This window comes from Saccharopolyspora griseoalba, from assembly GCF_042665275.1.
GTDB lineage: Bacteria > Actinomycetota > Actinomycetes > Mycobacteriales > Pseudonocardiaceae > Saccharopolyspora > Saccharopolyspora griseoalba.
Map to the genome: position 1 here is coordinate 1 of NZ_JBHTCJ010000009.1, position 23689 is coordinate 23689.

Here is a 23689-nt window from a genome sequence, read left to right on the forward strand (position 1 = left end):
CGACCACCAGCACTCGGTGGGAGTCGGCGTGCACCAGCCGCGGTACCCGTACCGGTGGTGGATGCTCGGAGAACGCCTTGCAGGTGCGGATCTCGTGGGCGAATCTCGCAGCCCAGAAGTCCTCGTCGCCCCGCAGGACCTTGACGATGACCGGCAGGTCGCCGTGGTGGCCGGTGGCCAGAATTTTCTTGCTGGTGCGCAGGACCTCATCGACGGTGACGTCGCCGAGATCGAGCGCGGTGAGCTCAGGCGGCCTGCTCATGGGCGTGTCCTTTCGCGACCTCGGTGATCTCCTCGAGCATGAGACCGTCACCGCGAGTCGTCTCGCCGAGCTCCTCGGCACGACCCGTGCCGGGGTGGGCAAGACGCTCGCGAAACTGGAACGGCGCGGACTCATCACTCGCACTCCGAGCCCCTCGGATCGTCGAGCGGCGGTGATCGCCATGACCCCGTCGGGGTGCAGCGTTATCGACGAGCTGTTCCCGCGTGAACTCGCTGCTCACGGCGAACTGCTGGCGGGGCTTGGTCGCGACCGCGTCCTGCGCGCACTCGAACGGCTCGCCGCGGTGATGGAGGAGCGACTCGAGCGCTAGGTGTTGCGGGGCAAGACGTTGGTGGGTGCTGGGGTCACGTCGTTGATCACGGGAGTTCGCCGAACACGGCTGTTTCGTCGCGGAGCGCGTGCAGGGTATCGAGCTCGCGATCGATGTCGCGTCGCTTGGCCTCGAGACGCTCGACTTCCCGGACGAGCAACTGCTCCATGACGCCCGTGCGCTCTTCGGGTGGGGCTTCAAGACAGGGGAGCAGTTCGTTGATGGTGGCGCTGCACAGTCCGGCAGCGAACAGGTGCTGGATCATGATGACCCGCTCGATCATGGAGCTGTCGAAGTCGCGCCACCCGCCGGGGGTGCGCTCGGAGCGGATGAGCCCGTGTTCCTCGTAGTACCGCAGGGACCGAGTGCTGACGCCACTGGCATCCGCTAGCTCACCGATGCGCATGAGACCTCCCGAGGTGTCCGCTGCCTCCCATTCTTGCAGTTGACACCGGTGTGAACTTCCACGATCCAAGGGCTGCGCCCACCAGGGGTGCCCCGTGGAACCGGAGGTCGCCATGACCGACCAGATCCATGTGTGGTCGGACTACGTCTGCCCGTTCTGCCTGATCGCCGACGAGGTGATCGAGCGCGCGATCGCTGACCGGCCCGACGTCGAGGTCGTCCACCACGCTCACGAGCTTCGTCCTCATCCGACGCCCACTCTTCGACCGGAGGACTCGTACCTACCTGACATCTGGCGCCGTGCCGTGTACCCGATGGCACGTCGCCACCAGGTGTCGGTGCGGTTGCCGACCATCTCGCCGCAGCCCTGCACCGAGCTGGCCTTCCGCGGCGCCCAGTACGCCTCGGAGCAGAACCGAGCTGACGTCTACCACCGTCGCGTCATGACGGCGTTCTTCCGCGAGGGCCTCGACATCGATGACCCCGTGGTCCTGGCCCGTGTGGCCGAGGAGGCCGGCCTCGACCCGGCCGCCTACGCCGCGGCCCTCGACGATCAGGAGTACGCCGAGCGCCACCGCAAGGCGCTGGCCCTGTCGGCGCGGATGGGCATCACCGTCGTACCCACGATCCTCGTTGGCGCCCGACGCGTCGAGGGCATCGCCACCGAAGGTGTGATCCGCCGAGCCCTGCGCGAAGCGTCCGCCGCATGACCGCGGACATGAACCGACTCGAGTCCCTGATGGCCGACGCCGTCGAGGTCGGCGTCCGCCATGTCGAGTCCGGCGGGCTTCCCTTCGTCGGGCGTCTCGTCGCCGACGACGGGTGGGTTTCCGAGCCCGGCGTGAACCTCGTCCGCGAGACCGGCGACCTCACCGCCCACGCGGAGATCGTCGCCATACGCGAGGCCGTCGAGACCCGAGGCCCCTCCAGCCTGGAGGGGGCCACGCTGCTCGCGACGGGCGAGCCATGCGCCCTGTGCTACCGCTTCGCCGCCGCGCACAGCATCGCCGCCGTCTGCTTCGCCGTGGATCGCGATACCGCCGCCGAATGGGGATTCGACTACAGGGCTGGCTACGAAATGACCCGACTCCCCCTCGCGGCGACCGCCGAGCACCTCGCCGTGCCACGGGGTCTGGTCCCGTTCACCCGATACGTCGACCTGCACCGCTCCGACTTCACCTCGTAGCTCACCTCCACAGAAGGACATCCATGCACTGGCTCTACCTCGGCGTCGCCGTCGTTTTCGAGATCACCGTCGCCATCGCCGCCGGCAAGGCCCAGGGCTTCACCCGACCTGCTTGGACCGCGGCCACACTGCTCAGCGGCGGTATCGCGACCTACCTCCTCAGCCTGGCGCTGCTGACCTTCGACGTCGGCGTCGGCTACGCGATCTGGACCTCCGTCGCCGGAGTCGGAATCGCCGTCCTCGGCGCCCTCCTCTTCGGCCAGCGTCTCGACTGGCGCAAGCACCTCGGCATCGCCGCCGTCATCGCCGGAGTCGTCGGCCTCCAACTCAGCGGAGCAGCGTGAAGTCTCAGAGCACCGAACCCGCACCACGCCAGCCCGCCGACAACGCGCACGAGGAAGGAACTCGCATGTCCGGCAACACCGACACCGTCCACGAGAACATCACCGCCCGCAGCGACCGGGCACGAGCATGGCTCGCGCTCCTGCTCGCCGGCATCTTCGAGGTCGGCTACGCCCTCTCCGTGGGCGGAAGCCAAGGCTTCACCGTGCTCGCCTGGTCGCTCGTCGCGGTCGTCTTCTTCCTCCTGACGCTCTTCGCCCTGAGCCTCGCGCTGCGCACCGTCGACGTGGGCATCGGATACGCCGTCTGGGCCGGCATCGGGGCTGTCGGAGCAGCACTGCTCGGACCGGTCTTCTTCGACGAGACCCTCAGCCCCATCAAATCCCTCTGGCTCGCCGTGATCATCGGTGGCGTCGTCTGGCTCAAGCTCTCCGACAGCCCCGAGCGAACACGGACCGGAGAGCCTTCCCGCCCGTGACAACCACGGTGCAGCTGACCGCTGGCATAGCTCAGACGCAGCGGGAGAACAGGCCGAGGTCGCTACGCGACGGCGCACGTTCGAGAGCAGGCGGCGTCTGGTGGATCGATACAAGAACCGCCCTCTCGCCCTCGTGCTCGGCACCTCGAAGTAGCTGCTGCTGCGGAGGTCGACGTTTAGGAGGTCCGTGCTGAGGAGGAAAGGATGCGCTAGAGACGCGTGCTCAGGAGCAGACCGCTCCAGTTGCCGCGGAGCCGACGAGCTTCGAGTACTTCGCCAGCACGCCCGTGCGGTGCTCCGGGGTGCGCGGGGTCCAGTCGTTCCGCCGCTGTTCCAGCTCTTCCAGCGGGACGTCGAGGTCTAGGGTCTTGGTGGCCATGTTGAGCACGATCGGGTCGCCGTCCTGAACCAGCGCGATGGTGCCGCCGTCGGTCGCTTCCGGCGCGACGTGTCCGATGCACAAGCCGGTCGTCGCTCCGGAGAAGCGGCCGTCGGTGACCAGCAGGACCTCTTTGCCCAGCCCGGCTCCTTTGATCATCCCGGTCACGGCGAGCATCTCCCGCATTCCGGGGCCACCGCGCGGGCCCTCGTACCGGATCACCACGACGTCGCCGGCGACGACGGTCCCGTCGGCGACGGCGTCGAGGGCGCCTTGCTCGCCGTCGAACACCCTGGCGCGCCCGCGGAATTCGGCGGCATCGAAGCCCGCGGACTTGACCACGGCACCGTCCGGGGCCAGCGAGCCGCGCAGGATGGTGATTCCGCCCGTCGGATGGATGGGGTCGCTCATCGCGTGGATCACGGTCCCGTCGAGGTCCGGCGGGTCGATCTCGGCGAGGTTCTCCGCGACGGTGCGGCCTGTGCAGGTCAGGGCGTCGCCGTGCAGGAGATCGGCGTCGAGCAGGGCCTTCATCACCACGGGCACCCCGCCGACCTGGTCGACGGTGCTCATCACGTGCGCGCCGAAGGGCTTGACGTCGGCCAGGTGCGGGACGCGGTCGCCGATGCGGTTGAAATCGTCGAGGCTCAGCGGCACCTGCGCCTCGTTGGCGATCGCGAGCAGGTGCAGCACGGCGTTGGTCGAGCCGCCGAAGGCCAGGACGACGGCGATCGCGTTCTCGAACGCCTCCCGGGTGAGGATGTGCCGGGCGGTGATGCCCTGCTCCAGCATCCCGATCACCGCCTCGCCGGAGGCGCGAGCGATGCCGTCGCGCCGCCGGTCGACGGCGGGCGGGCTGGCCGAACCCGGCAGGGCCATGCCCAGCGCCTCGGCCGCGCTGGCCATCGTGTTCGCCGTGTACATGCCGGCGCAGGCACCTTCGCCTGGGCAGATGGCGCGCTCGATCTCGGTGAGCTCCTCGCGGGTGATCAGCCCGCGGGCGCAGGCCCCCACGGCCTCGAACGCATCGGCGATGTTGACCTCGCGGCCGTCGACGTGCCCGGGCAGGATCGTCCCGGCGTAGACGAAGGCGGCGGCCAGGTCGAGCCGGGCGGCGGCCATCAGCATGCCGGGCAGGGACTTGTCGCAGCCGGCGAGCAGGACGGTGCCGTCGAGCCGCTCGGCCTCGACGACCGTCTCCACGGAATCGGCGATGACTTCGCGGCTGACCAGCGAGTAGTGCATGCCGACATGGCCCATCGAGATGCCGTCGGAGACCGAGATCGTGCCGAACTCCATCGGGAAGCCACCTGCGTGGTGCACGCCTTCCTTGGCCGCCTGCGCCAGGCGCTGCAGGGACAGGTTGCAGGGGGTGATCTCGTTCCAGCTCGACGCGATGCCGATCTGCGGCTTGGCCAGGTCTGCATCGCGCATCCCGACGGCGCGGAGCATGCCGCGTGCCGCCGTGCGCTCGATGCCGTCGGTGACCTGGCGGGAGCGAAGCTCGAGATCGGACATCATGCCTCCTCGGCAAGGAGTGAACGGACGACAGAGCTCACGATGGCAGTCCCCAGGCGCGCGGGCACGCCTCCCTCGCCGAGTTCCACCTGATTACCGGCCGAGCTCTTGGAACGGATCCCGGGGCCCAAGCGGGGATCGCTCATTGAGCGCGCTCCCCGCACCAGGAGCTCGGAATGTGATCCTCGACTCCCAGTAGCTGCCTGAACAGCGGAAACATCGGCGCCGGAGTACCCGGCGACGCCATGGTGAGCGGGCTGAAGCTGCAGGACACGGTCACCGATGCGGAGCTCGAGCTGTTCGTCGCGATCGGCCACGACCCGCGCAGCGGGTTCGTGCAGGAGCAGCGCCGCTTGCCGTGTCCTCGCAGCGCCGTTTGGGTGGTCCGTTGAGCAGTTCGACCGATTAGCAGGGGCGGGCAGCGGCGCCGGCGATGGAGAAGGCGTTCGGCTCGGGTGCGGAGGTGATGTTGGCGCACAACGACGAGCCGATCCCGAGGGCGAACGACACCGTGCCTTCCAACCGCCCGGTGGTGCTGCGGGTGGCTGGCCTTCCAGAATTCGATGTGGCATCGTCAGCAAGCCGTCGACGATGAGCGGCCAGAGGGTCGCGGTGGTGGCGTCGGCACCGGACCGCAGGGCGAACTCGCGGGCGCCGGTAGGAGACGCAGGCCGCGCCGACGGCTACGAGCGGCGTGCACGCGCATTGCAGATGCAGTGATCGATCGCGGACGCTGGGGAAGATGCGTTGGTCACCGGGCTTCACCCGCCTGGTAACGGCGCGCTGGAACGAGCTTGATCCGCCCCGATATCCGCAGCTCACGACCAGAACAATGTCGTGAGGATGCAGTACGTGCCCCCGGCGCGATTCGAACGCACACTGGACGGATTTTGAGTCGGCAAGGGCGCGTGGCTAGGGTGGACTGCTGGGCAAACGGGGCGAATCGTCGTCGAGAATGATGCTTCAGGGGCCTCGGCTGCCGTAGCTCGCACCCAGGTTCGCACCCAGCGCTGTGGGGCCGCCTGACTTCGGCCTCCGCGGAGCACCTCGTAGGTGCGTCTTGTAACGCGGTCGGATCGCGGTGCGAGCGGCGCGGCAAGAAGTTGCTTCCGCGGGGTTGCTCGCGCCAGTATTGTCGCAGGTCAAACAGGATCGGAAGGTCAACCAGGCCTACCGGTAGGCAAGATGTCGATCTCCGTTGCTGTGTCGCTCGAAACCGGCTACAGTTCCGCAGGTCACCGGCGGTGTCAGTCGGGAGCCGTCGGAACAACCTCGCCCGAGCATGGGCATAGAAAACCCGTAAGCCTGCTGCTGGCGCTGCTCGGGCTCGGGACGTCGGAACAACCTCGCCCGAGCATGGGCATAGAAACCGGCCGCGGTTGGCTCGAATCGACATGGGTTACTCCGTCGGAACAACCTCGCCCGAGCATGGGCATAGAAAACCCGTAAGCCTGCTGCTGGCGCTGCTCGGGCTCGGGACGTCGGAACAACCTCGCCCGAGCATGGGCATAGAAACCCAGGTGAGGTCGTCGGCGGTGCGCTCGGGCGCCGAGGTCGGAACAACCTCGCCCGAGCATGGGCATAGAAACCCGGGTCGACGACGCCGCCCGGCACCGCACCGACCGTCGGAACAACCTCGCCCGAGCACGGGCGTAGAAACGACAGGATACTGCCGCGCTCGGTGACCTCGGCACGTAGCGTACGTAACTTGCTCGAGCGCGCGGGCATGAGGAGCGGGGGCGCCATGAGGGCCGGATTTTTAGCCGTTTCGAGCGCGATTTACATTCTGCGCGAAGTGCCGCCATTCGTCGCGGCAGCTTTCCGTCGGAGACGGATTCCAATTGCTAGGCGCGGGGCGTAGGACGTTGGGATACGGAGCTCTTCGCATAGCGCGCCAGCATCCGCTAGTTCTTCCGTAGATACCGCTATGTTCTGGTCCAGCACGTCGACGCCATTCAGCTGCGGGTTGTCCAGACCGACGAGGTCGTAGCGATCGGAGCGGGTCACCTCGTCGGTGGCGCCGCGTCCGTCAGCTTGAGTTTCATCCGCGGGAGGGGTGGCATCGCGGATGGTGTCGGTGAAGACATCGCGCAACGCCGGGTGATCGGGTATGAGGATCTTCGCGGGCAAGTGGTTGCCGGTGTTGCGTTCGGTGGGTGTGAGGCGCATTGCGCGCGCCATCATCTGTGCCACGAACAGTGGAGCGACGATGTTGGTGGCGTAGGCGATGGTGGCGATTTGAGGACAGTCGAAGCCTTCGGTGACCATGCGCACGGTGACGATGCCGCAAGAGCGGGGTTCGTCGCGGGCTATGCGCAGGGTGTTGAGAGCGTCGGGTTCGTCGTAGACGACCAGGCGCGCGAAGTCTGTCCCGGTTGCCTTGTCGAGGGCACGTGCAGCGTGCCGTGCCGCGACGACGGTCGGGGCGACGAACAGCAGCTTGAGATGCTCGGGGTGGTCGAGGGCTTCACGTTGCTCTGTGAGCATCCGAACGGCCTCCGCGGCGAACCCGTCGATCCATTCCGGTGACGAGAACACCTGAGGCAGGACGCCGACTCGTTCTCGTTCGTCGAGGTCAGCGATTTGTTTGTGGGAAATCGAGTTTCGGTTGGCGATGTGGAGAAACTCGGCGTGCCCGCCGTACCTGTAGAGGTCGGGGGCGCGGAGGTCGCTGCCGATGAGTTCGCGGGTGGGCACCGACCAGTCGGTGACGGCCTGGAGCTTGGGGTTGCCATCAACGATGTGCCGTCGGTAGCGAACAGTGGAGATGCGGCGTCGCGGGTCGGAGCGAAACAGAGTTCCGGTCATGTTGAGAACGGCAGCGGTGTGGATGTCTCCTGATGCGACGTCGCCGACCATCCGTCGCACGGCTCGTCCCCAGGACGCGTCGTCGGCGACGTGGTGGATCTCGTCGAATACGAGCAAGGTGGCTCGCTGTCGCATGCGGGTCGCGTGCACGCCGGCATAGGTGGGCAGGGACTGATAGGTGGCGATGACGCCGACCAGCCCGTCGTCCTCGATTGCGCCTTCGGTGGGGTGTGGGTCTAGGTGAATGCGGAGTTGAGCGAGTTGCGACCGCCATTGGCGCACCAGCGCGGTGCTGGGAACGACGACGACCATGCGCTCGACCAGGCCGGCGTCGTACAGGACGCGGAACAGCGCGGCGCTGACGATCGTCTTGCCGGCGCCGGGCGCGGCGTGGAGGGTGGCAGTGCCGTGACGGAAGATCTGCTCGGCGATCACCGGCAGTGCTTCCGCCTGCCACGGGCGTAGAACGAGCTCGTCGTCGAACGTTTTGACGTTGCGGTTTCCAAGCCCGAGGTTGCAACGTGGGCACCAGGCTTGAAGGTTCGCGAGCGTGGTGGGACCGCCGTTGGACCAGGCAATGAGGTGTGCGGCTTGGTAATCGGAGCCCAGTTCGACGCCACAGCGTTGGCATCGGCCGCCCGATTGCTCGTAGAGCTGGGCGCGTTGCCACCGATCAGCGCGGCGTTTCGGGTCGCGGCCATAGGCGGACATGGTCATTCTCGTTCTGGTGCGTAGGATCAGTTTTTCGTGTCGTCCGGTTCGTCGGAAGCGCGGCTGGGAATGTTCTTGGCATGCGCGTCCTGGTATTTGCGGATGCTGTCGACGATGTCAAATACGAAATCCCGGTCTTCCTCGGTCAGCTTAAGCGGGTCGATTTCGACGCTGATGCTTAGGCTTCCCGCGTCGTTGTCGAGGTCGACTGTTTCGGCTGGGCGGGCGGTTGACTCGCGTGGGCCGGCTTGTTTCGGAATTCGTGGTTGGCGCGGTCGGTCGCGGCGAGCCGGTGGCGCTTGCCTGCTGATCTTGGCAACGTCGCGTTCCCAGTTGTGACCAATTTGGACCCCTGAGAACTTCGCGGCGTGCATGAAAAATGTGGTTGCTTTGCGGCGGGTTTCGCCGCTCTGGTTGTAGGTGTCCTTCCAAAGTCCAAGGAGTTGTTGTGCCGTGGAGTTCGGATTGAGTTCGAGGATGGGTGCGTAATGTTCGTGAATGAGTTGTGCGATGACCGTTGGCCGGGAGTCGTTGTGGTAGACGATGTTGCGCATCAGCGCCGTGGGGGCATCGCCCGAGTCGACGAGACCGAATTGCCGGCACAGGGCCAGGTAGTTGGTCTGAACGTTGCCCGGCATCCAGTTCAGGTAGCTGCGGTCGATGACGGAGGGAAGGTCTTCATCGGCAGCCATCCGGTCGAGGCTGGACAAGAACGCTCGCCATGTGAGGTTGTACGGCGGAACGAAGGAGTTGGTGGTCGTGGTCATGTCGTGGCCGTCCTTGCTTGTGGTTTGGCTGCTTCACAGCACGCGAGGGCCGATCGTGGGCAACTTGTGTCGGCGACCGAGGAACTCGAACTTCTGATCGCCTGGGTATCCGAGGTCCACGATGAGAATCCGGTCCATGGCCGAGTCGATGAGGTCGTGCAGAGCGTGCTTCATGTCGCCGACATCGGCTCGGGTGAGATCGCACAGGAATATCGAGTACTGGGTGCGGTCGCCGAAGCCCTCCATCTTCTTCGAGACCCGTCGGAGTCGTTGTGGATGGCGTACGTCGTAGGCGACCAGATAGCGGCGCCGGAGCATGGTGATCACCTCGTGGTGAACGCGGTGTAGTGCGGGATTTCGTGAAGGAGCCAGGCGGCGAACAGGCGAGCCTGGATCTCGATCGCGCGTCGGTAGGTGACCTGATAACCGAAAACGGGATGATGGATCTCGGTGGCCAGGCGGTGTTCGTAAGCGCTGATGACGTCGCGCCGCCCGGTCGAGGTGAGTGCGACGGACACGGGATGGACGTGGAACGTCGCTGGCCGGGCTTGTCGAGTGTTGATCATGTTCAAGGCTGTTGAGTCGGCGACCAACGGCCGGAACTCTTCCGCGAGGTCCAGGACGAGTGCTGGGCGGCCGCGCACGGGTTGGTGATAGCAGCCGAAGAACGGGTCCAAACCAAGGGCGTAGCAAGCAGTGGTGACATCCTTGACCAGCAGGCTGTAGAGGTATGAGAGCAGGCAGCTCACGGCGTCCTGTGGTGGTCGGCGGGTGCGCCCGGTCATCTCGAATGTTGGCCCGGGAAGGCGGTGATCGGGACGGAGCGCTCGGGCGAATCCCGCGAAGTAGGTGCGGGCGGCAGCGCCCTCGACACCGAGGAGAGTGCTGCGGGTTGGTGCTCGGTCGGCCCGGGCGGCATCGGCATCGAGCCTGGCCAGGATCTTTTCGTCGTCTAGATGGGGGTTGCGGCGGAGCAGGGTTCGGCAGTTGCGGATCTTGCCGCCGACGAGGCGGCAGGAGAAGTCGAGCGCTGCATTCGGTGGCATGGTGAACTGACAGCGCCGTAGCGCGACGTGATTGCCGATGGTTGGAACGCTGACTGCTTTGAGCCAACCGGTCGTCGAGGTCCAGACAACCGGACTGCCTTGGTCGGCGAGAGCGTGCACAGCTTGGCTGGTGACCTGGACGGGACCTGCGGCAACCAGATGTTGAACGTCGTGGAGTCGGACGGACAACAACGCTTCGTGGTCCTTGCTGACCGAGATCCGCTCGCTGCGGACACCGACAGTGGAGCCCGGTTCGGTGACGTATACGGGGTCGCGAGCAGGCGCCCGTGCGAGAAGCCGCCGCGGCCTCGCGGTGTCCCGATCGGTGAGCTCGTTGATTTCATCAGGCATGCAAATCGGTAATAACGAGCATGCGGGGCATTTCGGACTGTGCCGCAGTGGCGGTGGCCGCTTCGCCTGGCGCAGGAGTTTTCGCGCGTTGTGGAGAACGTGCCGGAGTTCGGCCTCTGCATCGGCAGTCCACTGCACACGAACACGTCGACGAACCGAGTCGTACCAGAGATAGCCGTGAGTGCAGTGGTAGCCGTGGTGTCGGAGCAGCACGAGTTGTGCCATGAGCTGGATGCGGTCGTCCGGCCACGGCTGTTCGTCGCGCTGCGGCGCGCCCCGTCGAAACTCCACAGGATGTACGTCTCCGTCGACTGCTTCCACGATGTCGCAGGTGGCAGTTAGCCCGAGCTTCTCGTGGGAAAGCCTGAACGACCGGATCTTCCAGTTGGTCGGCTTGATGCGCAGGTCCGGGCGCCCTGGGCTGGATGGGACGTCAACGGTGGTGTGGACCTGTCGGCCGAGTCGCATTTCCTCGCTGTCGACGCGATAGCCCTGCGCGCTTCCCAGGTGGAACAATCGGGAGCAGTAAACGTACTCGCGGAGCGCGTGGGCACCGATTGGCAGTGGCGGTTCCATGGAACTCATCCCCTGTGGCAGTTGCCGTGGATACCTCAGAGGATGCGCTCCGAGGCAAGGACCGAGGATTCGCCCGATGGTTGCGCGTTCTGTAACAGCACGTGCCCACGGGGACTCCGTTTGTTGCCCGTGGTGGTACAGGGGTTCCTGCTGTGCATGTCGGTGATGCCCGCTAGTTAGCGGTGGCGGCGTCGTTCTGGTTGACGGGCTGGCGATCAATGTCGCAACGCGGGGCCAGCTCAGCGCGTCTCGACTTGTGCCCTGGGCTTAGCGAGGTCCGAGCCATGTGCCTGGTGCTGCGAGCAGCCTGGTAGCCGATTGGCATCGGGGAGCTGCTCGCAGCGCAGTTTTCGCAGGTCAGCACCCATTTCTTGATCCGGGACGCCGCATCGGAGGCCTCAAGTCGATCTCCATTGCCGTGCTGCTCGAAAACGGCTACAGTTCCGCAGGTCACTGGCCGCGCGAGCTAGGAGCAGTCAGGACAACCTCGCCCGGCTACGGGCATAGAAACACGGGGGAGCCCTTACCGCCTTCCTTGCGGTGCTCGAAGTCAGGACAACCTCGCCCGGCTACGGGCATAGAAACCTGGTCCAGCAGGCGCAGCGATTCGGCCGGCGAGTCGTCAGGACAACCTCGCCCGGCTACGGGCATAGAAACCACCGAACAGGACTTCGCGCTGTCAGTGACTACTGGTCAGGACAACCTCGCCCGGCTACGGGCATAGAAACGTGAGCACTGAGGTTGAGGAGACCCACGACACCAGGTCAGGACAACCTCGCCCGGCTACGGGCATAGAAACCGCGAGTTGGGGTTGTGGGGTACTTCGGTGGCGTCGTCGTCAGGACAACCTCGCCCGGCTACGGGCATAGAAACTCGCGGCGAAGTGCTCGCGTACCTCGCGCCACTTGCCGTCAGGACAACCTCGCCCGGCTACGGGCATAGAAACCCACGGCGACGGTTTACCTACGCCTCCTGGTTCGTTGCTTGTCAGGACAACCTCGCCCGGCTACGGGCATAGAAACGCCAGCTCCTCGGAGGAGAACAGCGACAGCTGCTCGGTCAGGACAACCTCGCCCGGCTACGGGCATAGAAACGGGACCGCACTCGGTCAATCCCACTCGTCATCGCCGTCAGGACAACCTCGCCCGGCTACGGGCATAGAAACTTGCTCCAACGCTCCTCCGTTCGGTTGTGGTTGTGCGGGTCAGGACAACCTCGCCCGGCTACGGGCATAGAAACGCCAGCTCCTCGGAGGAGAACAGCGACAGCTGCTCGGTCAGGACAACCTCGCCCGGCTACGGGCATAGAAACGCCAGCTCCTCGGAGGAGAACAGCGACAGCTGCTCGGTCAGGACAACCTCGCCCGGCTACGGGCATAGAAACGGGTTGTAGGCCACGAAGGCGGTCTCGGCGAGCTGCTGTCAGGACAACCTCGCCCGGCTGCGGGCATAGAAGGATTCCCGAATTTCCTCTCCGTTCCCTTACTGAGGGGGAGGAGCGAAATTCGTCTGGCTGATTCTCGGTGGTCAGCCCATTGCTCTCGTAGCCCGCTGAAAATGATTCGCGATCCGTCCAGCTGGCGGCCTGCGAGGTTATCTGTTTAGTCTCCGGAGTCTTTTTCGAGCATTTTTCGCGCCTGCTCCGGTAGTGATTCCTCGTTTCCGATGAAGGTAACCGGCGTGCGTTGGTGCGGGGTGAGTTGGAACGCTCTCCGGTTCGGGAACGTCGAACTGGTGTCCTCGCGGTAGCGGACGCGTCGGTCGTCCTGTGCCCAGTTGAGGACGGGGACGATGGTGGGGTTGCCGATGTCGTCCTTGCGGCGCCAGGTGAGCTCGCGGTCATGGGTGGTGAGGATCGCCGCCCACCAGTGGTTTCCGTCGGCTCGGACGCGCAGCCACGATCCCATGCTCCAGGCCCAAAGGTGGGTGGTGGTGGGTTTTTCGGTGGGCATGGGCGCGATGTGGAAGCCGCTGGTGTCGGCCCAGGCGGCGGTCCAGTCGTGGGTGTGCTGGTGAAGTTCGGACCATTCGGCAGCGGGACGTTTCCCGCTGCCGTGCAGGGTCCAATTGAGGTTCATGGTGTGGCTTCCGCTTCCGGTGCGAGTCGGTGCGCTAGTGAGCTCAGGTCGGGACGGTTTTCCGGCAGATCGAGGTCCGGTTTGATGACGCGGACGGTGCCGAGGCCGGATGTGGTGCGTGCGCCGATGCCGACGAATCCGTCGTTAAGGTCGGTGAGCACGGCTTGGATGAGGAGCCACTCGTGGTCGTCGAGCGTGCGGAGTTCGTGGATCTGGAAGAGGAAGTGGCCCTTGACCAGTACTTCGTCGGTGTAGAGGAGTTGGTCGCGCGCGCCTCCGGTGAAGCGATCGATGGCAACGTGTTGACGCTCGCGACGCTCGGCGTCCCGGACGACGGCGTCCTGGATGGCGATCTTGGCGCGACGCCCGCTCGATCCGTTGCCGTTTGACGATCCGTCGTTAGCGTTCGGAGAGTATCCGAAGATGTTGCACGGCATGCACTCCCCGCATGATTGGTCCTTGCAGGCGCTAGCCCTGATCGCGTGGCAGATGTACTCGGCACGTGATCGAAGAACGCCTTTGAGCGTCGAGGCGGGGACGACGTAGTCCTTACCGCGTTTGACCACGCGGTTGATCCTGGGCTGGCCGTTGGCGTCACCGGATTCGTCCCCCGCGCCGCAGTGCAGTCCGTCGACGATGCGGCACTCGTACGTACGCACCTGTCGTGTAGGACTGGTGACCTCGTCGGTCGGATCTGGGTAGAGCCCGCTTTCGGCCCCGATGCGCAGCCAGTCGTGCAGGCCCCGTGGCGTGGTGAGGTCGTAGTCGCAGGAGCCGAGGGCGAGGACGCGGCACCGTCCGGCGTCCAGCGAGGTGCCCCGCCCCAGCCTGGGGTGCCAGGTCCGCAGGAGATCGAGGAATTGCTGACGCTGCGTTGGATCCGCGTTGTCCCATCGAATCACGACGTCGAAGCAGGTCCCGGCAGGCAGCATGGTGACGCCGTGCAGCGCGTGGATGCGGGGACCTTCGCGAACTCGGTCGATGGCGGTGCGTCGGTGAGTCAGCTGTCCCACGGTTGGCTTTGCCGCGTGTTCTTCGCCCGCAGCGTCAGAATCGGGCGGTAGCCACCGCGTTCCTTGTACCTGGATCTTGGATGGAACGCGGGTGGGCTTCTCGCCGTCTCCGATGTAGCCGAACAGCTCTTTCGCCGAGTTGCTGTCGAGGCCATTCCAGAGCGCCCGGAGACTGCCCGCCACCGTCGTACCTGGCAGATGCGGGTTTCCGCGGGTATCGGTGCGGATCGGGATGAGATTGTCGTCGTCGGCGGCTTCCGGGGCGGTGACGCCGCCCGGTGTTTCCATGCGAAGCCGGACAGTGATCACGAGGACTCGCACGCGGCCTCCGCAACAGGTTCGGGGGCGGTGTACAGGGCGCCGAAACCTTCTCGTCTGCGCAGCCCGATCCCGCGGGCGTGCAGCAGCCGTAGTGCGTCATCGGTGGGCGCGCGGTCGCAGCGGAGCAGATAGGTCGAGCCGGCGGCGACGGCTCGTTCGGTAGGTTTCGGCAGGCCGCTCGCGGCATGCCAACCACCGGCTTCGTCCCAGCGGACCCACTTGTCCGTGATGGGCTCGACTTCGACATCGAGGAGATTGGCCAGCTCGGTGAGGTCCGGGGTGTCCACGGGAAAGCCGAACTCATCGCAGAACACGGCGGGCGACGCCAGCCGCAGGACGACGTCCGTGTCGTTCCGTCGTTCGAGGGGCTCGGGAACTTCTTCGGCAGTCGTGAGACGGACCTGACCGCGCAGGCTTCGTCGGGACCCGAGTGAAACCGTGATGATCGGCTCATCGCCGACCGCGAGCCCATGCACGGCGTCACCGAACACCCAGCCGCTCAACCGGGTCTTGGCGGCGATGGCGCTCTGGCTGAACAGTTGCCCGTCTTTTGCGACTCCCCCTGCGTCGAGTTCACTCATAGTTCGCTTGATGAGCTCGACCGACTCCTGCGGCTTGCCCTTGCTGGCCTCCAGCGGTGCTGAGCACTGCTCGCAGTGCGTTGCGTTCTCGCCGCGTGCGCGGTCCCACCACCGACGCTGGCAGTCGTCTCCGGGGGCGTACTTGTGCACCGCAACGGATAGCGGGACGGGGTATCCGGTCCGGGAATACAGCGGGCCGAAGCTGCCATCGCCCTCGAAAGCGGACAGGAACGACTGCGAGCTGGTGATCTCGGTGCCGCGCTCTCGGATCCAGACAGCCGCGAGAGCGCCGCGCAACACCGACCCGGGAATGTGCTGATAGGTGTCCTGCCGGAAGTCTGCGCGCGCATTGCGCCCGGCCACGACCTCGTGGTCGAGAGTGACGGTGACGCGGGTGCAATCAGTCATGCCAGTTCCAAGAAGGCTGCGGCCGACGAGTCGTCGAGCTTGGGGGATTCGCTGGTGATCGTGACCCAGCCGAGGCCGCGTCGACGGTTGCCGCCCAGCGACCGGGTCGCCTGACCTGCAACCGCCAGCACAAGACGATGCTTGGCGAAGTCTTGTTCGTCCAGCCGATGGCGTTGCGTGATCGTGAAGCGGGCCGAGTCAGTGCCGATCTGCTCCTGCACGACCAACATGTCTTTCGCGGCCGCGTGGGTTTCCGCGTCGAGGCTGACGCGCGTTGCAGGTTTGGGCTGATCCCAGTTGCCGACAGCGTCCCGCCACAACCACGGCGATTCCTGCTCCGGTGATCCGAAGACCTCATCCACGAGGCGGACCTCGCCGAGCAGTTGGGAGGCGGTGGCTCGCATGACTCCCTTGAGACTGCTCGCCGGGAGCGGGTTTGCCCCGTCCACGCCAGTATCCAGGCCAGGGGCCGCATGACCGGTCGAGACGCGGAACGGAGAGTGGAAGGTGATCGAGAACTCCAAAGTGGATAGAGCGGTCATGCCCACCACCGCACCATGCCGAGCGCGTCGCCCAAATTCGGTCCATCGCCTTTCAAGAAGGGTTCCACCGTTGGTCTGATCGCCAGGCGATCCGCGTGGTCGAGCAAATGGCCTGGTTCCGGGTCACGGCGGAACAGTCTGCCCAACGTCGTCTTCGCAGAGCCGCTGAGCTTCGCCAGCGCATCGAGGTGGCATCGGAAGTCCTTGAGCGTCGCCAGAGCCATGCTCGGCCGCTGGATCGGATGGGGACCGTCGTGCGTGATGTCCTGCCACGCGAGCGCGGCTCGCTCACCTCGGTGCTGCTTCTTCGACGTGTCGAGAAGCTCGCCGGCCAGATCCACGGCCGCCGACAGCTGACTCGTGCGGTGGTGGAACACGACCGCCGCCGACAGCGTTGGTGACTTCTTCGCGAGCCCGACCGGCCCGAGTTGATCGGACATGGTCGCCGCGAAGGTGGCCTGCATGGACAGCAGGAACCTCCATGCCGCGTGCGCGGGGACGCTGACGAGGATGTCGTCGCCCCCGACGAAATGGGCGGTGATCGGCAGAGCCTTGACGCCGTTCTCATCGGCCCCGGAGCGGTCCATGTTCAACACCGCGGTAAGCAGGCTCGACCAGGTGGCGTTCTCGATCGCGCTGGGGAGGTCGAAATCCATGGCAACCCCTTGCCGTTGCAGCGCGCGGAGTTCGGTGGTGAGCAAGCCGACCGCATTGCCGTCCGCATGGATCGTCGCGAGATGAGTGTTGTCCCCGGTCTTGCCCAGCTTGGCGAGTTCGTCGAAGGTGTCGGGAACACGGGCCCAGGCATCCGGCTGGAGTTCCCAGAGATAGATGAGGTCTCGTTCGGTTCCCGGCTGCCTGGGGCCGCGGGGCAGCGCAGTGGCGAATCCGGCGCCGGCGGTGTCGGTGTGGCGCTTGAGGCAGTCCGTGCACAGCTCGACGCGCTTCTGATCCGTGTCTGACCGCCGCGCACTAGCGGGCCATGACCGGCACCAATCGCACTGCTTGCCCAGCACCCACTCCGGGCTCAACGGTGGCCAGTCGGTTTCGCAGCACGGCTCGGTGGCGTGGGCTGCGATGGTGCTCTCGCCTTCGAAGAGCTTGGTGGCGAATGATGCCGCCGGCAGGACTTCGCGGAGCTGACGGACTACGTGATTTTCCACCTGCGCAGCGTCGGCCAGGTCGGCGGTGGCGAGTTTGAGCGGAACGACTCCGTCGATGTGCCCGGCCTCGTCGTTGCGCTCGGCGAGGCCGCCGAGCTCGTCGAGGATCTTCTTGACAGCCTGGGGATCGGTGGCGCGGCGGATCATCGTCGAAGCACCACGGCGGCCGCGCAGGTGTGGAGCTCGCACCAGCCACGACTGAATTCGCACGACCGCGACATCGAGGTAGAAGGTCACGACTGGCCCTTCCGTTTGCTGGCTCCGCCCTGGTTTCCCTGCTGATTTTTTGGCTTGCGGACCGTCATGGTCTGGTCATCAGCGTCAATGTGCGGAAGGGAGCGGAGCGGTTTCCGGGGTCGCAGTGAAGAACCGGACGTTTCGTCCCAGAAGGCGAACCCTTCCTCCGCTTCCTTAGATGGCGTTGCATTCGGTTGCCAGCCGGGCCCGGGTGGATACCACACGCGGTCGCGGTCCACCGTCTCTGATCCGAGAGCCTTGGCCAGCGACCCCCAGGTGTCGCAGACATGGCGGCGCTCGGTTCGCATCGTCTCGCGGAACTTGTCGATCAGCGGCTTGACCTGGATCGGCGTTGCCGGCGTTGGATGCCCGTAGCGCGAGCCGACCCGCTCGATCCAGCTCGTGTCCTCGTCAACGGTGAGGCTGCATGCGCCGAGGCCAAGTGGTTTTCCTCCGCCGATGTGCTGCCAGATCTTGCCCTTCTCCGGGGTCAATAGCTCATTGGGTTGCAGTGCTGCCAGGAGGCCGCCGAGCTGGAATTCCGTGAGGTTGTCCAACACGAGGGTGGTTGTGAGCACTGTTCCTCGTGGGATCGTCCGGATCTCTGCGGACAGCTCGCTGCTCTGGTGTTTCCGCTTGCTCGCGCGCCTGGGCTGGGGTGCGCTCTCGGGGGAGGGGGTGTGCCAGTAGAACTTGCGGCCGCGCAGCCGGCGCGGTCCGCCTGCGGTCCGATCGGCGCGCGATCCCCATTCCCGCAACGGCGGGTCACCGACTTCGCCTTCCACCCCTTTGCCGTTGACCAGGTAGAACTGGCCGGCCCCGGGACGTGGAGAGCCCATCGGTGCGCGGCGCAACTTGATGGGTTTGACTTCTCCCTCGGCGACCGCGTCAAGGAAGCGAACATGTCCCCGGTACGAGTTCTGCCTCGCGGTCGGTGTGTTATTCGACGAGGTGTCGGCGGACCCGAACACCTGGCAGCTCGGGCACAAGTGTGTCCAGTCGGTGCAGGCGAGAAAGCCTTCAGCAACACGGTCCTTGGCCGATCCCTGTCGTTCAGGATCCGGGTGTGCGCCGGAGTGCCGCCAGACCATCGCCAGCCGCACAGATTTGATCTCGTTGTCGGGGCCGAGCTCGACCCACACAGGCTGGCCTTCGACGAGCGTCTCGTTGGCGAGGTGCCGCCGACCGATTTCTTCCTCGGTTTTCCGGAGTACGACGGTTGCGTAGTCGTCCCGGGCTTGTTCGGTCCCGGAGGTATCGCGGGAACCGCGCAGAGCGTGCAAGTACCGCTCCCACGTGCTCTCGGGCACTTGGAGAGGCGGGGTGTCTTTCGGCGGGTACCGGCGGACCTGGGCGTAGTAGGCGTGCCCCTTGCGCGTACCGGCATCGCTGATGAAGACGACCCATTCGCCATCCGCGGCGTAGCAGGCCGAACGGGCTTGGCCGGTGCCGTGATCGATGTCCAGGTCTAGCCGGTCGCCGGATTTCACGAGCCTGTTCCGCTGCGTGACTTCGAAGAGCCGCTCTTTGGGAAGCTTGCGCGGCTCGTTTCCCTTCGGCTCCGGGCACAAGCGCACGGTCGGTGGGGTTGATTTGGCCGGGTCCGCAGGAGTTTCGACGATCGCCATCCGCAGCCTGGCGATGGACTTCTCTTCGACCGGGTCACGGTAGCCGGGGACGAAGTCGCCGTCGAACACGCGCAGACAACTTCCCGTGATGGTTTCATGCAAGGATCGAATCGCGCCCTTCAGGGATGAGCCCGGGATGATCACCTTGCCGTCACCGTTGACCGGGAGGTCATGGACTTGCCCGGTCATGAAACCGTGGACCGCAACTGCGGTCTCGACCTTGACGTCGACCGTGAGTTTGCCGCACAACAGCTCCGGGTTGGCGATGTGCGTGGTGGGTCTCGTCCGCGCTGGAGCGGACTCTGGAAACGGTACGAACGTGTAGGGGTTGACGAACTTCTGCCCGGCTTCGGACACCCCAGCCTCCTGCGACCCGTTGCTGTCTCGATCATCTCCGATGATCTTCGCGCTAGGTTAGCGTACGGTAGCTGATCGTGAGCGAGATTCGAGTGAGAAGCTTCTTGCGCAGGAGTTTTCCGTCAGGTGGTCAGTGGTGGAGCGCGCTCGCGAACGTCGCGGTCGTGGTCCTCGCGGCGGCTGTTACGGCGTTGCTGGCACTGATCGTGGAGGACCTGCTACCGATGTCCCCGCCATCTGCGAACGGGGTCGTGTGGCAGCGACGGTGGTGGCTGATCGGCGTGCTCGTTGCGCTGGTCGCTGGTGTTGTCGGGCGGACCGTGCACAAGTCCGCGCGTGGCACGTTGTTCTACGTTCAGTTCCTCGAAGAGGGCATGAAGAACTGGCACACGCGGCCGCTGGGGGTGGCGAAGGAGCGGCACCTGGCGGTGAAGTGGGTGCTTAGGTGGGTATCGCTGGCACGCCGGACCGATAACGGCGTGATAGACCTTGTCGAGCCGTGCGCCGAGCTTGCGCACACGGTACAGAGCGAGGTCAACGCTGACACGGATGACAGCGGCTTCACTCTCGCCACCAACACTCTGTGGCCGGTATCGCTCGCGCTTGGCTGGTCACTTTCGAAACCCGATCGACTCACCTTGCTGGACTTCGCTGACAAGGCGAAGGGAGGCAAGGACCCTGAGTACCCCCTGATGTTGAGCAAAGCGAAGGTTTCCCATCTGCGGCACGAGTGTCTCGAGATGAAACCTCCGACGGGCGATCGCGTCGGTGTGTGGGTCGCATTGACGCAAATGGCGGCGCACTGCGACGAACGGAATTTCAGGAAGTTCGGCGTGGGCTGTCTTCACCGCATCACGTTTCACGGGTACATGCCGGGCGATCCCGACTATGAGCCCACGTTCGGCAAGGAGGAACTCGAGCAGTTCGGTTGGGACGTTGCGCAGTACCTCCACGACATCAAGAAGCAAGCGGGATCACGCGAGCTGGTCGTGATCGCGATGATGCCGAAGACGACTGCACTGGTCACGGGATGGCACCTATCCCGGATGCCGTTGGCGTTCTTCCAAGGCACGCACCTGATGCATTACGACATGGTTTCCAAGCATTACATCCCGATGCGTGTCTTCGAATCTCAACCGACCGTTGCACCAAGCACAGGGGAGGCCGGGAGTGCCCGCGACGATCACGTTCACGCTTGACATGAGCGAACGTCCCTGGATTTACCCTGCGCGGCTGCACGGCGCTGTGTGCGCGCTGTTGGAGGAACCAGGTGCCGACCACAGGAGACAACACAAGCCCTTCGCTGCCGGCCCGTTGCGCGACACCGAGGACGGCACGCGATGGCGGATCGGTTGGCTCGGCGAAGAGCACCCGCCGCAGGTGCCGGAAACCGTGCGATTCGGTGACGTGTCGTGCCCCGTGCGCGGCGTACAACACGAAGGAACGGGTTATGCGGGGTTGGCACAGGCGAAGCCCGCCGCGCACGCGCAAATCGAGACGCTCAGCCCGCTGTACTTCTCCCGAAACGGTCGGGATCACCCGCTACCTGACCCGGTCCTCATCGTCCGCAACCTCACGCAGCGCTGGAACGTCCACGCTCCAGCGGACCTCGCCATCTCGGATGAAGCGCTGCGGGAACTCACCGACACCGTGATCCTCCACGACATGGCGGGCGAGACCGTCCGCACACCGGTCTCGGCGACCATGAAGCAGATCGGCTTTTTCGGCACGATCCGCCTCGGCCTCAGCAAGAAGGCTGGTCGCGGCACGCAGACCTTGTTCGCCGCGCTGATGCGGTACGCGACGATGGCCGGGGTCGGGGCCCAGACCCCACACGGCTTCGGCGCGGTGGAGCTGACGGAAATGACGCCGTGACGCCATCGGTGTGGCAGCGCGTGGGACCTCGAGACCCGATCGCCTGTCGACTGGTCACCGACTGCGACTGTTCCGTCCTGACCTTGTACGGCGGAAGTTGGGTTGTCGGCGCTGCGAGCGGTCTGGTGTCCGGTTGGCAGCGAGATGGCACTCGAAGTGTAGTTTCCGCAGGTCAATCCTAATTTCCTGATCGGGGATGTCAGGTCAGGGGTGGCAAGTCGATCTCCATTGCGATGGCGCTCGCGAACGGCTAAAGTTTCGCAGGTCACTGGCCGCCTCAAACGGGAGCGGTCGGAACCACCTCGCCCGGCTACGGGCATAGAAACTGGCGATCCTCTCGCAGAGTGGTGGTGGTCAGGCTGGTCGGAACCACCTCGCCCGGCTACGGGCATAGAAACGCTTGGGTAACAACGACCTTCTTTGCCATGGTGTGCTCGTCGGAACCACCTCGCCCGGCTACGGGCATAGAAACGCCAGGCGTAGTCCGTCGTCATCGCGATGGCGACCACGTCGGAACCACCTCGCCCGGCTACGGGCATAGAAACAACTTAGTGTCCGCAATGATGATGCCGTTCGTCGCAGCGTCGGAATCACCGTGCCCGGCCTTGACCGTCTGCGGATATAGAAGTTGCTTGTTGGGATTTTCAACCCGGTCGCACTCTAGGTGCGGCGTAGGAGCAATCCAGCAAACTGACCGCAGCCTTAGCGGTTCGCGGACCTCCTGGCGGCGTTGGCAGTGGTTCGGCGAGCGCATCCTTCCTGGTACAGATCGCGCACGGCCAACAACTAGGGGCAGCGAGGTTCACGCCAGCTGCTTCAGCGAGCCCCTGTCAGAGGTTTGTGAACGGTCGACGGCGCTTCCTCGCACTCAAGGTTGCGCCTGAGATTAAAGTGCAATCCACATAGTCACTTGTTTTGTCTGGTGAAGGCCATGCGAAGTGGTAGTGGTGAACTCGCCAAGACATTTTTCAAGTCTCAGAGAGCGGCAAGTGGGCGCCCTGTGCTGTCGTCGGCGGCGCCCTGACGGTTGCTGATGAAAAATAGCGGCAGTCCGCTGTGCGGCGTCGCGAAAAGTCGTCATGAAATGCACCTAGAGCAGGCGAGGGGTTGCTAATTCTGCAGTGCGGCAATTCGGCGCTGTTGGCGTTTGGAGCCGATGCTGCGTGCAAGTTCATTTGCTTTATTCATCTCGTGCGCTGCATTTTCGCGGTCGCCGGCAGTACTATGGGCGGTCGCAAGATCGACTCGCAGAGCGGTTGTTGCACGGACGAAAGAGGGATCAAGATCACGCAGCGAGCTCGAGAGGACATCGAGTGCTCCTGGAACCCTGAGTTGGGCGAGGGCGTGTCCGCGCCAGCGCGCCAGGTGTGTGTGGTTAAGAGCAATGTACGGGCCGCCGACGCTGTAGGACGATTGGCTCAGCAGGGAGTCAGCCGTGTCAAACGCTTGCAAGCTCTTGACTAGTTGACCGTCGGACGCAAGGGCTTCTCCGCGGGCTGCTTCCAGCCATGCCCTCAAAACCTTCGGCACCTTAGTAGCTGCGCGGCTGCGGGCGGCTGCGAGGAGTTCGACGGCCTGTGTCGTTTCGCCGATATCGAGAAGGACGAATGACTGTTCCCCAGTGGTGTGGATTTCGAACGCTTCGTTCTCCGATTCGCGTGCTGCGCGTTTGGCCGTTTCGTAGTGCTGCCATGACTTTACGGGGCAACCTAGGTCGAGCGCTTGCCAGCCAGCGAGGGTGCGCAGTTCGGAGAGCAGGGTTGCGAGCTGTGCGCGGACCTCTCCTGGAGGGCTGTGGCTGAGGAAGGCGCTGACCTGTTCTGCCTTCATGCAGACTTCCTCGTGAGCGATGACCGCGCCGAGCTGCCGGTCGAGGTGCCGGATTGCGGTCAGCTGATCACGGAGAAGGCGCACGACCCCCTCGTCGACCTTGCGAGAGAGGTGCAGCATCTGCAGGAGCTCGCTGGTCGAATCGCCGCCGGGTTCCGCTGGTGTGGTCGGGGCGAGCAGTTCTTCGACGCTCGTGTCCAGCATGTGCTCGAGCAGTCGTGCTGTGGCAGGCCGGACCGGGCCGAGCGGTCGTCCGTTGGGCCCGCGGCCGGACACGAGACGCTGCAGGTGGCGCATGCCGAGGGTGCCCGCTTCGCCGTTCTCGCGCGCGAACTGCTCGGCTGACGCGACGAACTCCTCCAGCGTCTGACGACGCTCCCGGATCTTCTGCTCTAGCACTGTGCGAGGTGGCCGCACGGTTTCCTCCCGTCCGCGCGCGGGTGGTCGTCCGCAAGTCGTCCTTATGTCATGTTCACGACATGGCGCTGATATCGCTC

21 protein-coding genes, 2 pseudogenes and 1 CRISPR repeat array are annotated in these 23689 nt (G+C 65.1%); of the genes and pseudogenes, 9 read left to right on the forward strand and 14 right to left on the reverse strand.

The features are described from left to right. A pseudogene (locus ACFQRI_RS17665) lies at nucleotides 1–262 on the reverse strand (phosphotransferase); the annotation flags it as partial. Nucleotides 263–266: 4 nt separating this feature from the next. Between ACFQRI_RS17665 and ACFQRI_RS17670 the strand changes: the two are divergent. After that, nucleotides 267–593, forward strand: a complete 327-nt coding sequence (locus tag ACFQRI_RS17670; RefSeq protein WP_380669935.1) for a MarR family winged helix-turn-helix transcriptional regulator — start codon at nucleotides 267–269, stop codon at nucleotides 591–593. Between the two features lie 46 nt (nucleotides 594–639). Here ACFQRI_RS17670 and ACFQRI_RS17675 read toward each other — a convergent pair whose 3' ends face one another. Next, nucleotides 640–999: a MerR family transcriptional regulator gene (locus ACFQRI_RS17675; protein WP_380669937.1), complete on the reverse strand. Its 360-nt coding sequence runs from the start codon at nucleotides 997–999 to the stop codon at nucleotides 640–642. A 112-nt stretch (nucleotides 1000–1111) separates the two neighbouring features. On the opposite strand from ACFQRI_RS17675, the gene ACFQRI_RS17680 reads away from it, so the two are divergent. The 4 genes from ACFQRI_RS17680 to ACFQRI_RS17695 all read left to right on the forward strand — a co-directional run bounded on the left by ACFQRI_RS17680 (nucleotide 1112) and on the right by ACFQRI_RS17695 (nucleotide 3004). After that, nucleotides 1112–1708 carry a DsbA family oxidoreductase gene (locus ACFQRI_RS17680; RefSeq protein ID WP_380669939.1) on the forward strand — a complete coding sequence of 199 codons (597 nt, stop codon included), beginning with the start codon at nucleotides 1112–1114 and terminating at the stop codon, nucleotides 1706–1708. Beyond that, nucleotides 1705–2184 carry a deaminase gene (locus ACFQRI_RS17685; protein ID WP_380669941.1) on the forward strand — a complete coding sequence of 160 codons (480 nt, stop codon included), beginning with the start codon at nucleotides 1705–1707 and terminating at the stop codon, nucleotides 2182–2184. The genes ACFQRI_RS17680 and ACFQRI_RS17685 overlap by 4 nt, the downstream gene beginning before the upstream one ends. Nucleotides 2185–2207: 23 nt before the next feature. Continuing rightward, nucleotides 2208–2528 carry a DMT family transporter gene (locus tag ACFQRI_RS17690; protein WP_380669943.1) on the forward strand — a complete coding sequence of 107 codons (321 nt, stop codon included), beginning with the start codon at nucleotides 2208–2210 and terminating at the stop codon, nucleotides 2526–2528. A gap of 65 nt (nucleotides 2529–2593) precedes the next feature. Continuing rightward, nucleotides 2594–3004: a DMT family transporter gene (locus ACFQRI_RS17695; RefSeq protein ID WP_380669945.1), complete on the forward strand. Its 411-nt coding sequence runs from the start codon at nucleotides 2594–2596 to the stop codon at nucleotides 3002–3004. 223 nt (nucleotides 3005–3227) lie between these two features. On the opposite strand, the gene ilvD is transcribed toward ACFQRI_RS17695, so the two are convergent. Then, nucleotides 3228–4901 carry a dihydroxy-acid dehydratase gene (gene ilvD / locus ACFQRI_RS17700; RefSeq protein WP_380669947.1) on the reverse strand — a complete coding sequence of 558 codons (1674 nt, stop codon included), beginning with the start codon at nucleotides 4899–4901 and terminating at the stop codon, nucleotides 3228–3230. A gap of 230 nt (nucleotides 4902–5131) precedes the next feature. On the opposite strand from ilvD, the pseudogene ACFQRI_RS17705 reads away from it, so the two are divergent. Together ACFQRI_RS17705 and ACFQRI_RS17710 are read left to right on the forward strand one after the other, a co-directional pair. Next, nucleotides 5132–5248: pseudogene (locus ACFQRI_RS17705) on the forward strand (thioredoxin-disulfide reductase); the annotation flags it as partial. Nucleotides 5249–5334: 86 nt separating this feature from the next. Continuing rightward, nucleotides 5335–5496, forward strand: coding sequence for a hypothetical protein (locus tag ACFQRI_RS17710; protein WP_380669949.1), 162 nt, complete (start codon nucleotides 5335–5337; stop codon nucleotides 5494–5496). Nucleotides 5497–6680: 1184 nt separating this feature from the next. Here the strand turns inward: ACFQRI_RS17710 and ACFQRI_RS17715 are convergent. The 10 genes from ACFQRI_RS17715 to ACFQRI_RS17760 all read right to left on the reverse strand — a co-directional run bounded on the left by ACFQRI_RS17715 (nucleotide 6681) and on the right by ACFQRI_RS17760 (nucleotide 19487). Further along, the gene (locus ACFQRI_RS17715; protein ID WP_380669951.1) at nucleotides 6681–8420 is read right to left on the reverse strand and encodes a DEAD/DEAH box helicase family protein; all 1740 of its coding nucleotides are present in this window, start codon (nucleotides 8418–8420) and stop codon (nucleotides 6681–6683) included. A gap of 26 nt (nucleotides 8421–8446) precedes the next feature. Then, nucleotides 8447–9187, reverse strand: a complete 741-nt coding sequence (locus ACFQRI_RS17720) for a hypothetical protein (protein WP_380669953.1) — start codon at nucleotides 9185–9187, stop codon at nucleotides 8447–8449. A 33-nt stretch (nucleotides 9188–9220) separates the two neighbouring features. Further along, the gene (gene cas2, locus ACFQRI_RS17725) at nucleotides 9221–9505 is read right to left on the reverse strand and encodes a CRISPR-associated endonuclease Cas2 (RefSeq protein WP_380670307.1); all 285 of its coding nucleotides are present in this window, start codon (nucleotides 9503–9505) and stop codon (nucleotides 9221–9223) included. 5 nt (nucleotides 9506–9510) lie between these two features. Beyond that, a complete protein-coding gene (gene cas4g/cas1g, locus ACFQRI_RS17730; protein WP_380669955.1) occupies nucleotides 9511–11160 on the reverse strand; it encodes a CRISPR-associated endonuclease Cas4g/Cas1g in 1650 nt (549 codons plus the stop codon). A gap of 475 nt (nucleotides 11161–11635) precedes the next feature. Continuing rightward, a CRISPR array of direct repeats spans nucleotides 11636–12616; the repeat unit is 36 nt; unit sequence GTCAGGACAACCTCGCCCGGCTACGGGCATAGAAAC. A gap of 144 nt (nucleotides 12617–12760) precedes the next feature. Next, entirely contained in the window at nucleotides 12761–13237 is a 477-nt protein-coding gene (locus ACFQRI_RS17735; protein WP_380669957.1) for a hypothetical protein, read from the reverse strand. Next, a complete protein-coding gene (locus ACFQRI_RS17740) occupies nucleotides 13234–14571 on the reverse strand; it encodes an RAMP superfamily CRISPR-associated protein (RefSeq protein WP_380669959.1) in 1338 nt (445 codons plus the stop codon). The genes ACFQRI_RS17735 and ACFQRI_RS17740 overlap by 4 nt, the downstream gene beginning before the upstream one ends. Further along, a complete protein-coding gene (locus ACFQRI_RS17745; RefSeq protein WP_380669961.1) occupies nucleotides 14556–15560 on the reverse strand; it encodes a type III-B CRISPR module-associated Cmr3 family protein in 1005 nt (334 codons plus the stop codon). The genes ACFQRI_RS17740 and ACFQRI_RS17745 overlap by 16 nt, the downstream gene beginning before the upstream one ends. Beyond that, nucleotides 15557–16102, reverse strand: a complete 546-nt coding sequence (locus ACFQRI_RS17750; RefSeq protein ID WP_380670309.1) for an RAMP superfamily CRISPR-associated protein — start codon at nucleotides 16100–16102, stop codon at nucleotides 15557–15559. Before ACFQRI_RS17750 ends, ACFQRI_RS17745 begins: the two co-directional genes overlap by 4 nt. Then, nucleotides 16099–17502 (reverse strand): Cas10/Cmr2 second palm domain-containing protein, encoded by a 1404-nt coding sequence (locus tag ACFQRI_RS17755; RefSeq protein WP_380669963.1) that lies wholly within the window; start codon nucleotides 17500–17502, stop codon nucleotides 16099–16101. The genes ACFQRI_RS17750 and ACFQRI_RS17755 overlap by 4 nt, the downstream gene beginning before the upstream one ends. Beyond that, nucleotides 17499–19487 carry a TIGR03986 family type III CRISPR-associated RAMP protein gene (locus tag ACFQRI_RS17760; protein ID WP_380669965.1) on the reverse strand — a complete coding sequence of 663 codons (1989 nt, stop codon included), beginning with the start codon at nucleotides 19485–19487 and terminating at the stop codon, nucleotides 17499–17501. Before ACFQRI_RS17760 ends, ACFQRI_RS17755 begins: the two co-directional genes overlap by 4 nt. Before the next feature lie 77 nt (nucleotides 19488–19564). Here ACFQRI_RS17760 and ACFQRI_RS17765 point away from each other — a divergent pair, with 77 nt between their 5' ends. Together ACFQRI_RS17765 and cas6 are read left to right on the forward strand one after the other, a co-directional pair. Next, the gene (locus ACFQRI_RS17765; RefSeq protein ID WP_380669967.1) at nucleotides 19565–20686 is read left to right on the forward strand and encodes a hypothetical protein; all 1122 of its coding nucleotides are present in this window, start codon (nucleotides 19565–19567) and stop codon (nucleotides 20684–20686) included. Next, on the forward strand, nucleotides 20658–21362 hold the full coding sequence (gene cas6, locus ACFQRI_RS17770; RefSeq protein WP_380669969.1) for a CRISPR system precrRNA processing endoribonuclease RAMP protein Cas6: 705 nt from the start codon (nucleotides 20658–20660) through the stop codon (nucleotides 21360–21362). The genes ACFQRI_RS17765 and cas6 overlap by 29 nt, the downstream gene beginning before the upstream one ends. Before the next feature lie 1110 nt (nucleotides 21363–22472). Here cas6 and ACFQRI_RS17775 read toward each other — a convergent pair. Beyond that, nucleotides 22473–23591: a hypothetical protein gene (locus ACFQRI_RS17775; RefSeq protein ID WP_380669971.1), complete on the reverse strand. Its 1119-nt coding sequence runs from the start codon at nucleotides 23589–23591 to the stop codon at nucleotides 22473–22475. Nucleotides 23592–23689 lie beyond the last annotated feature (98 nt).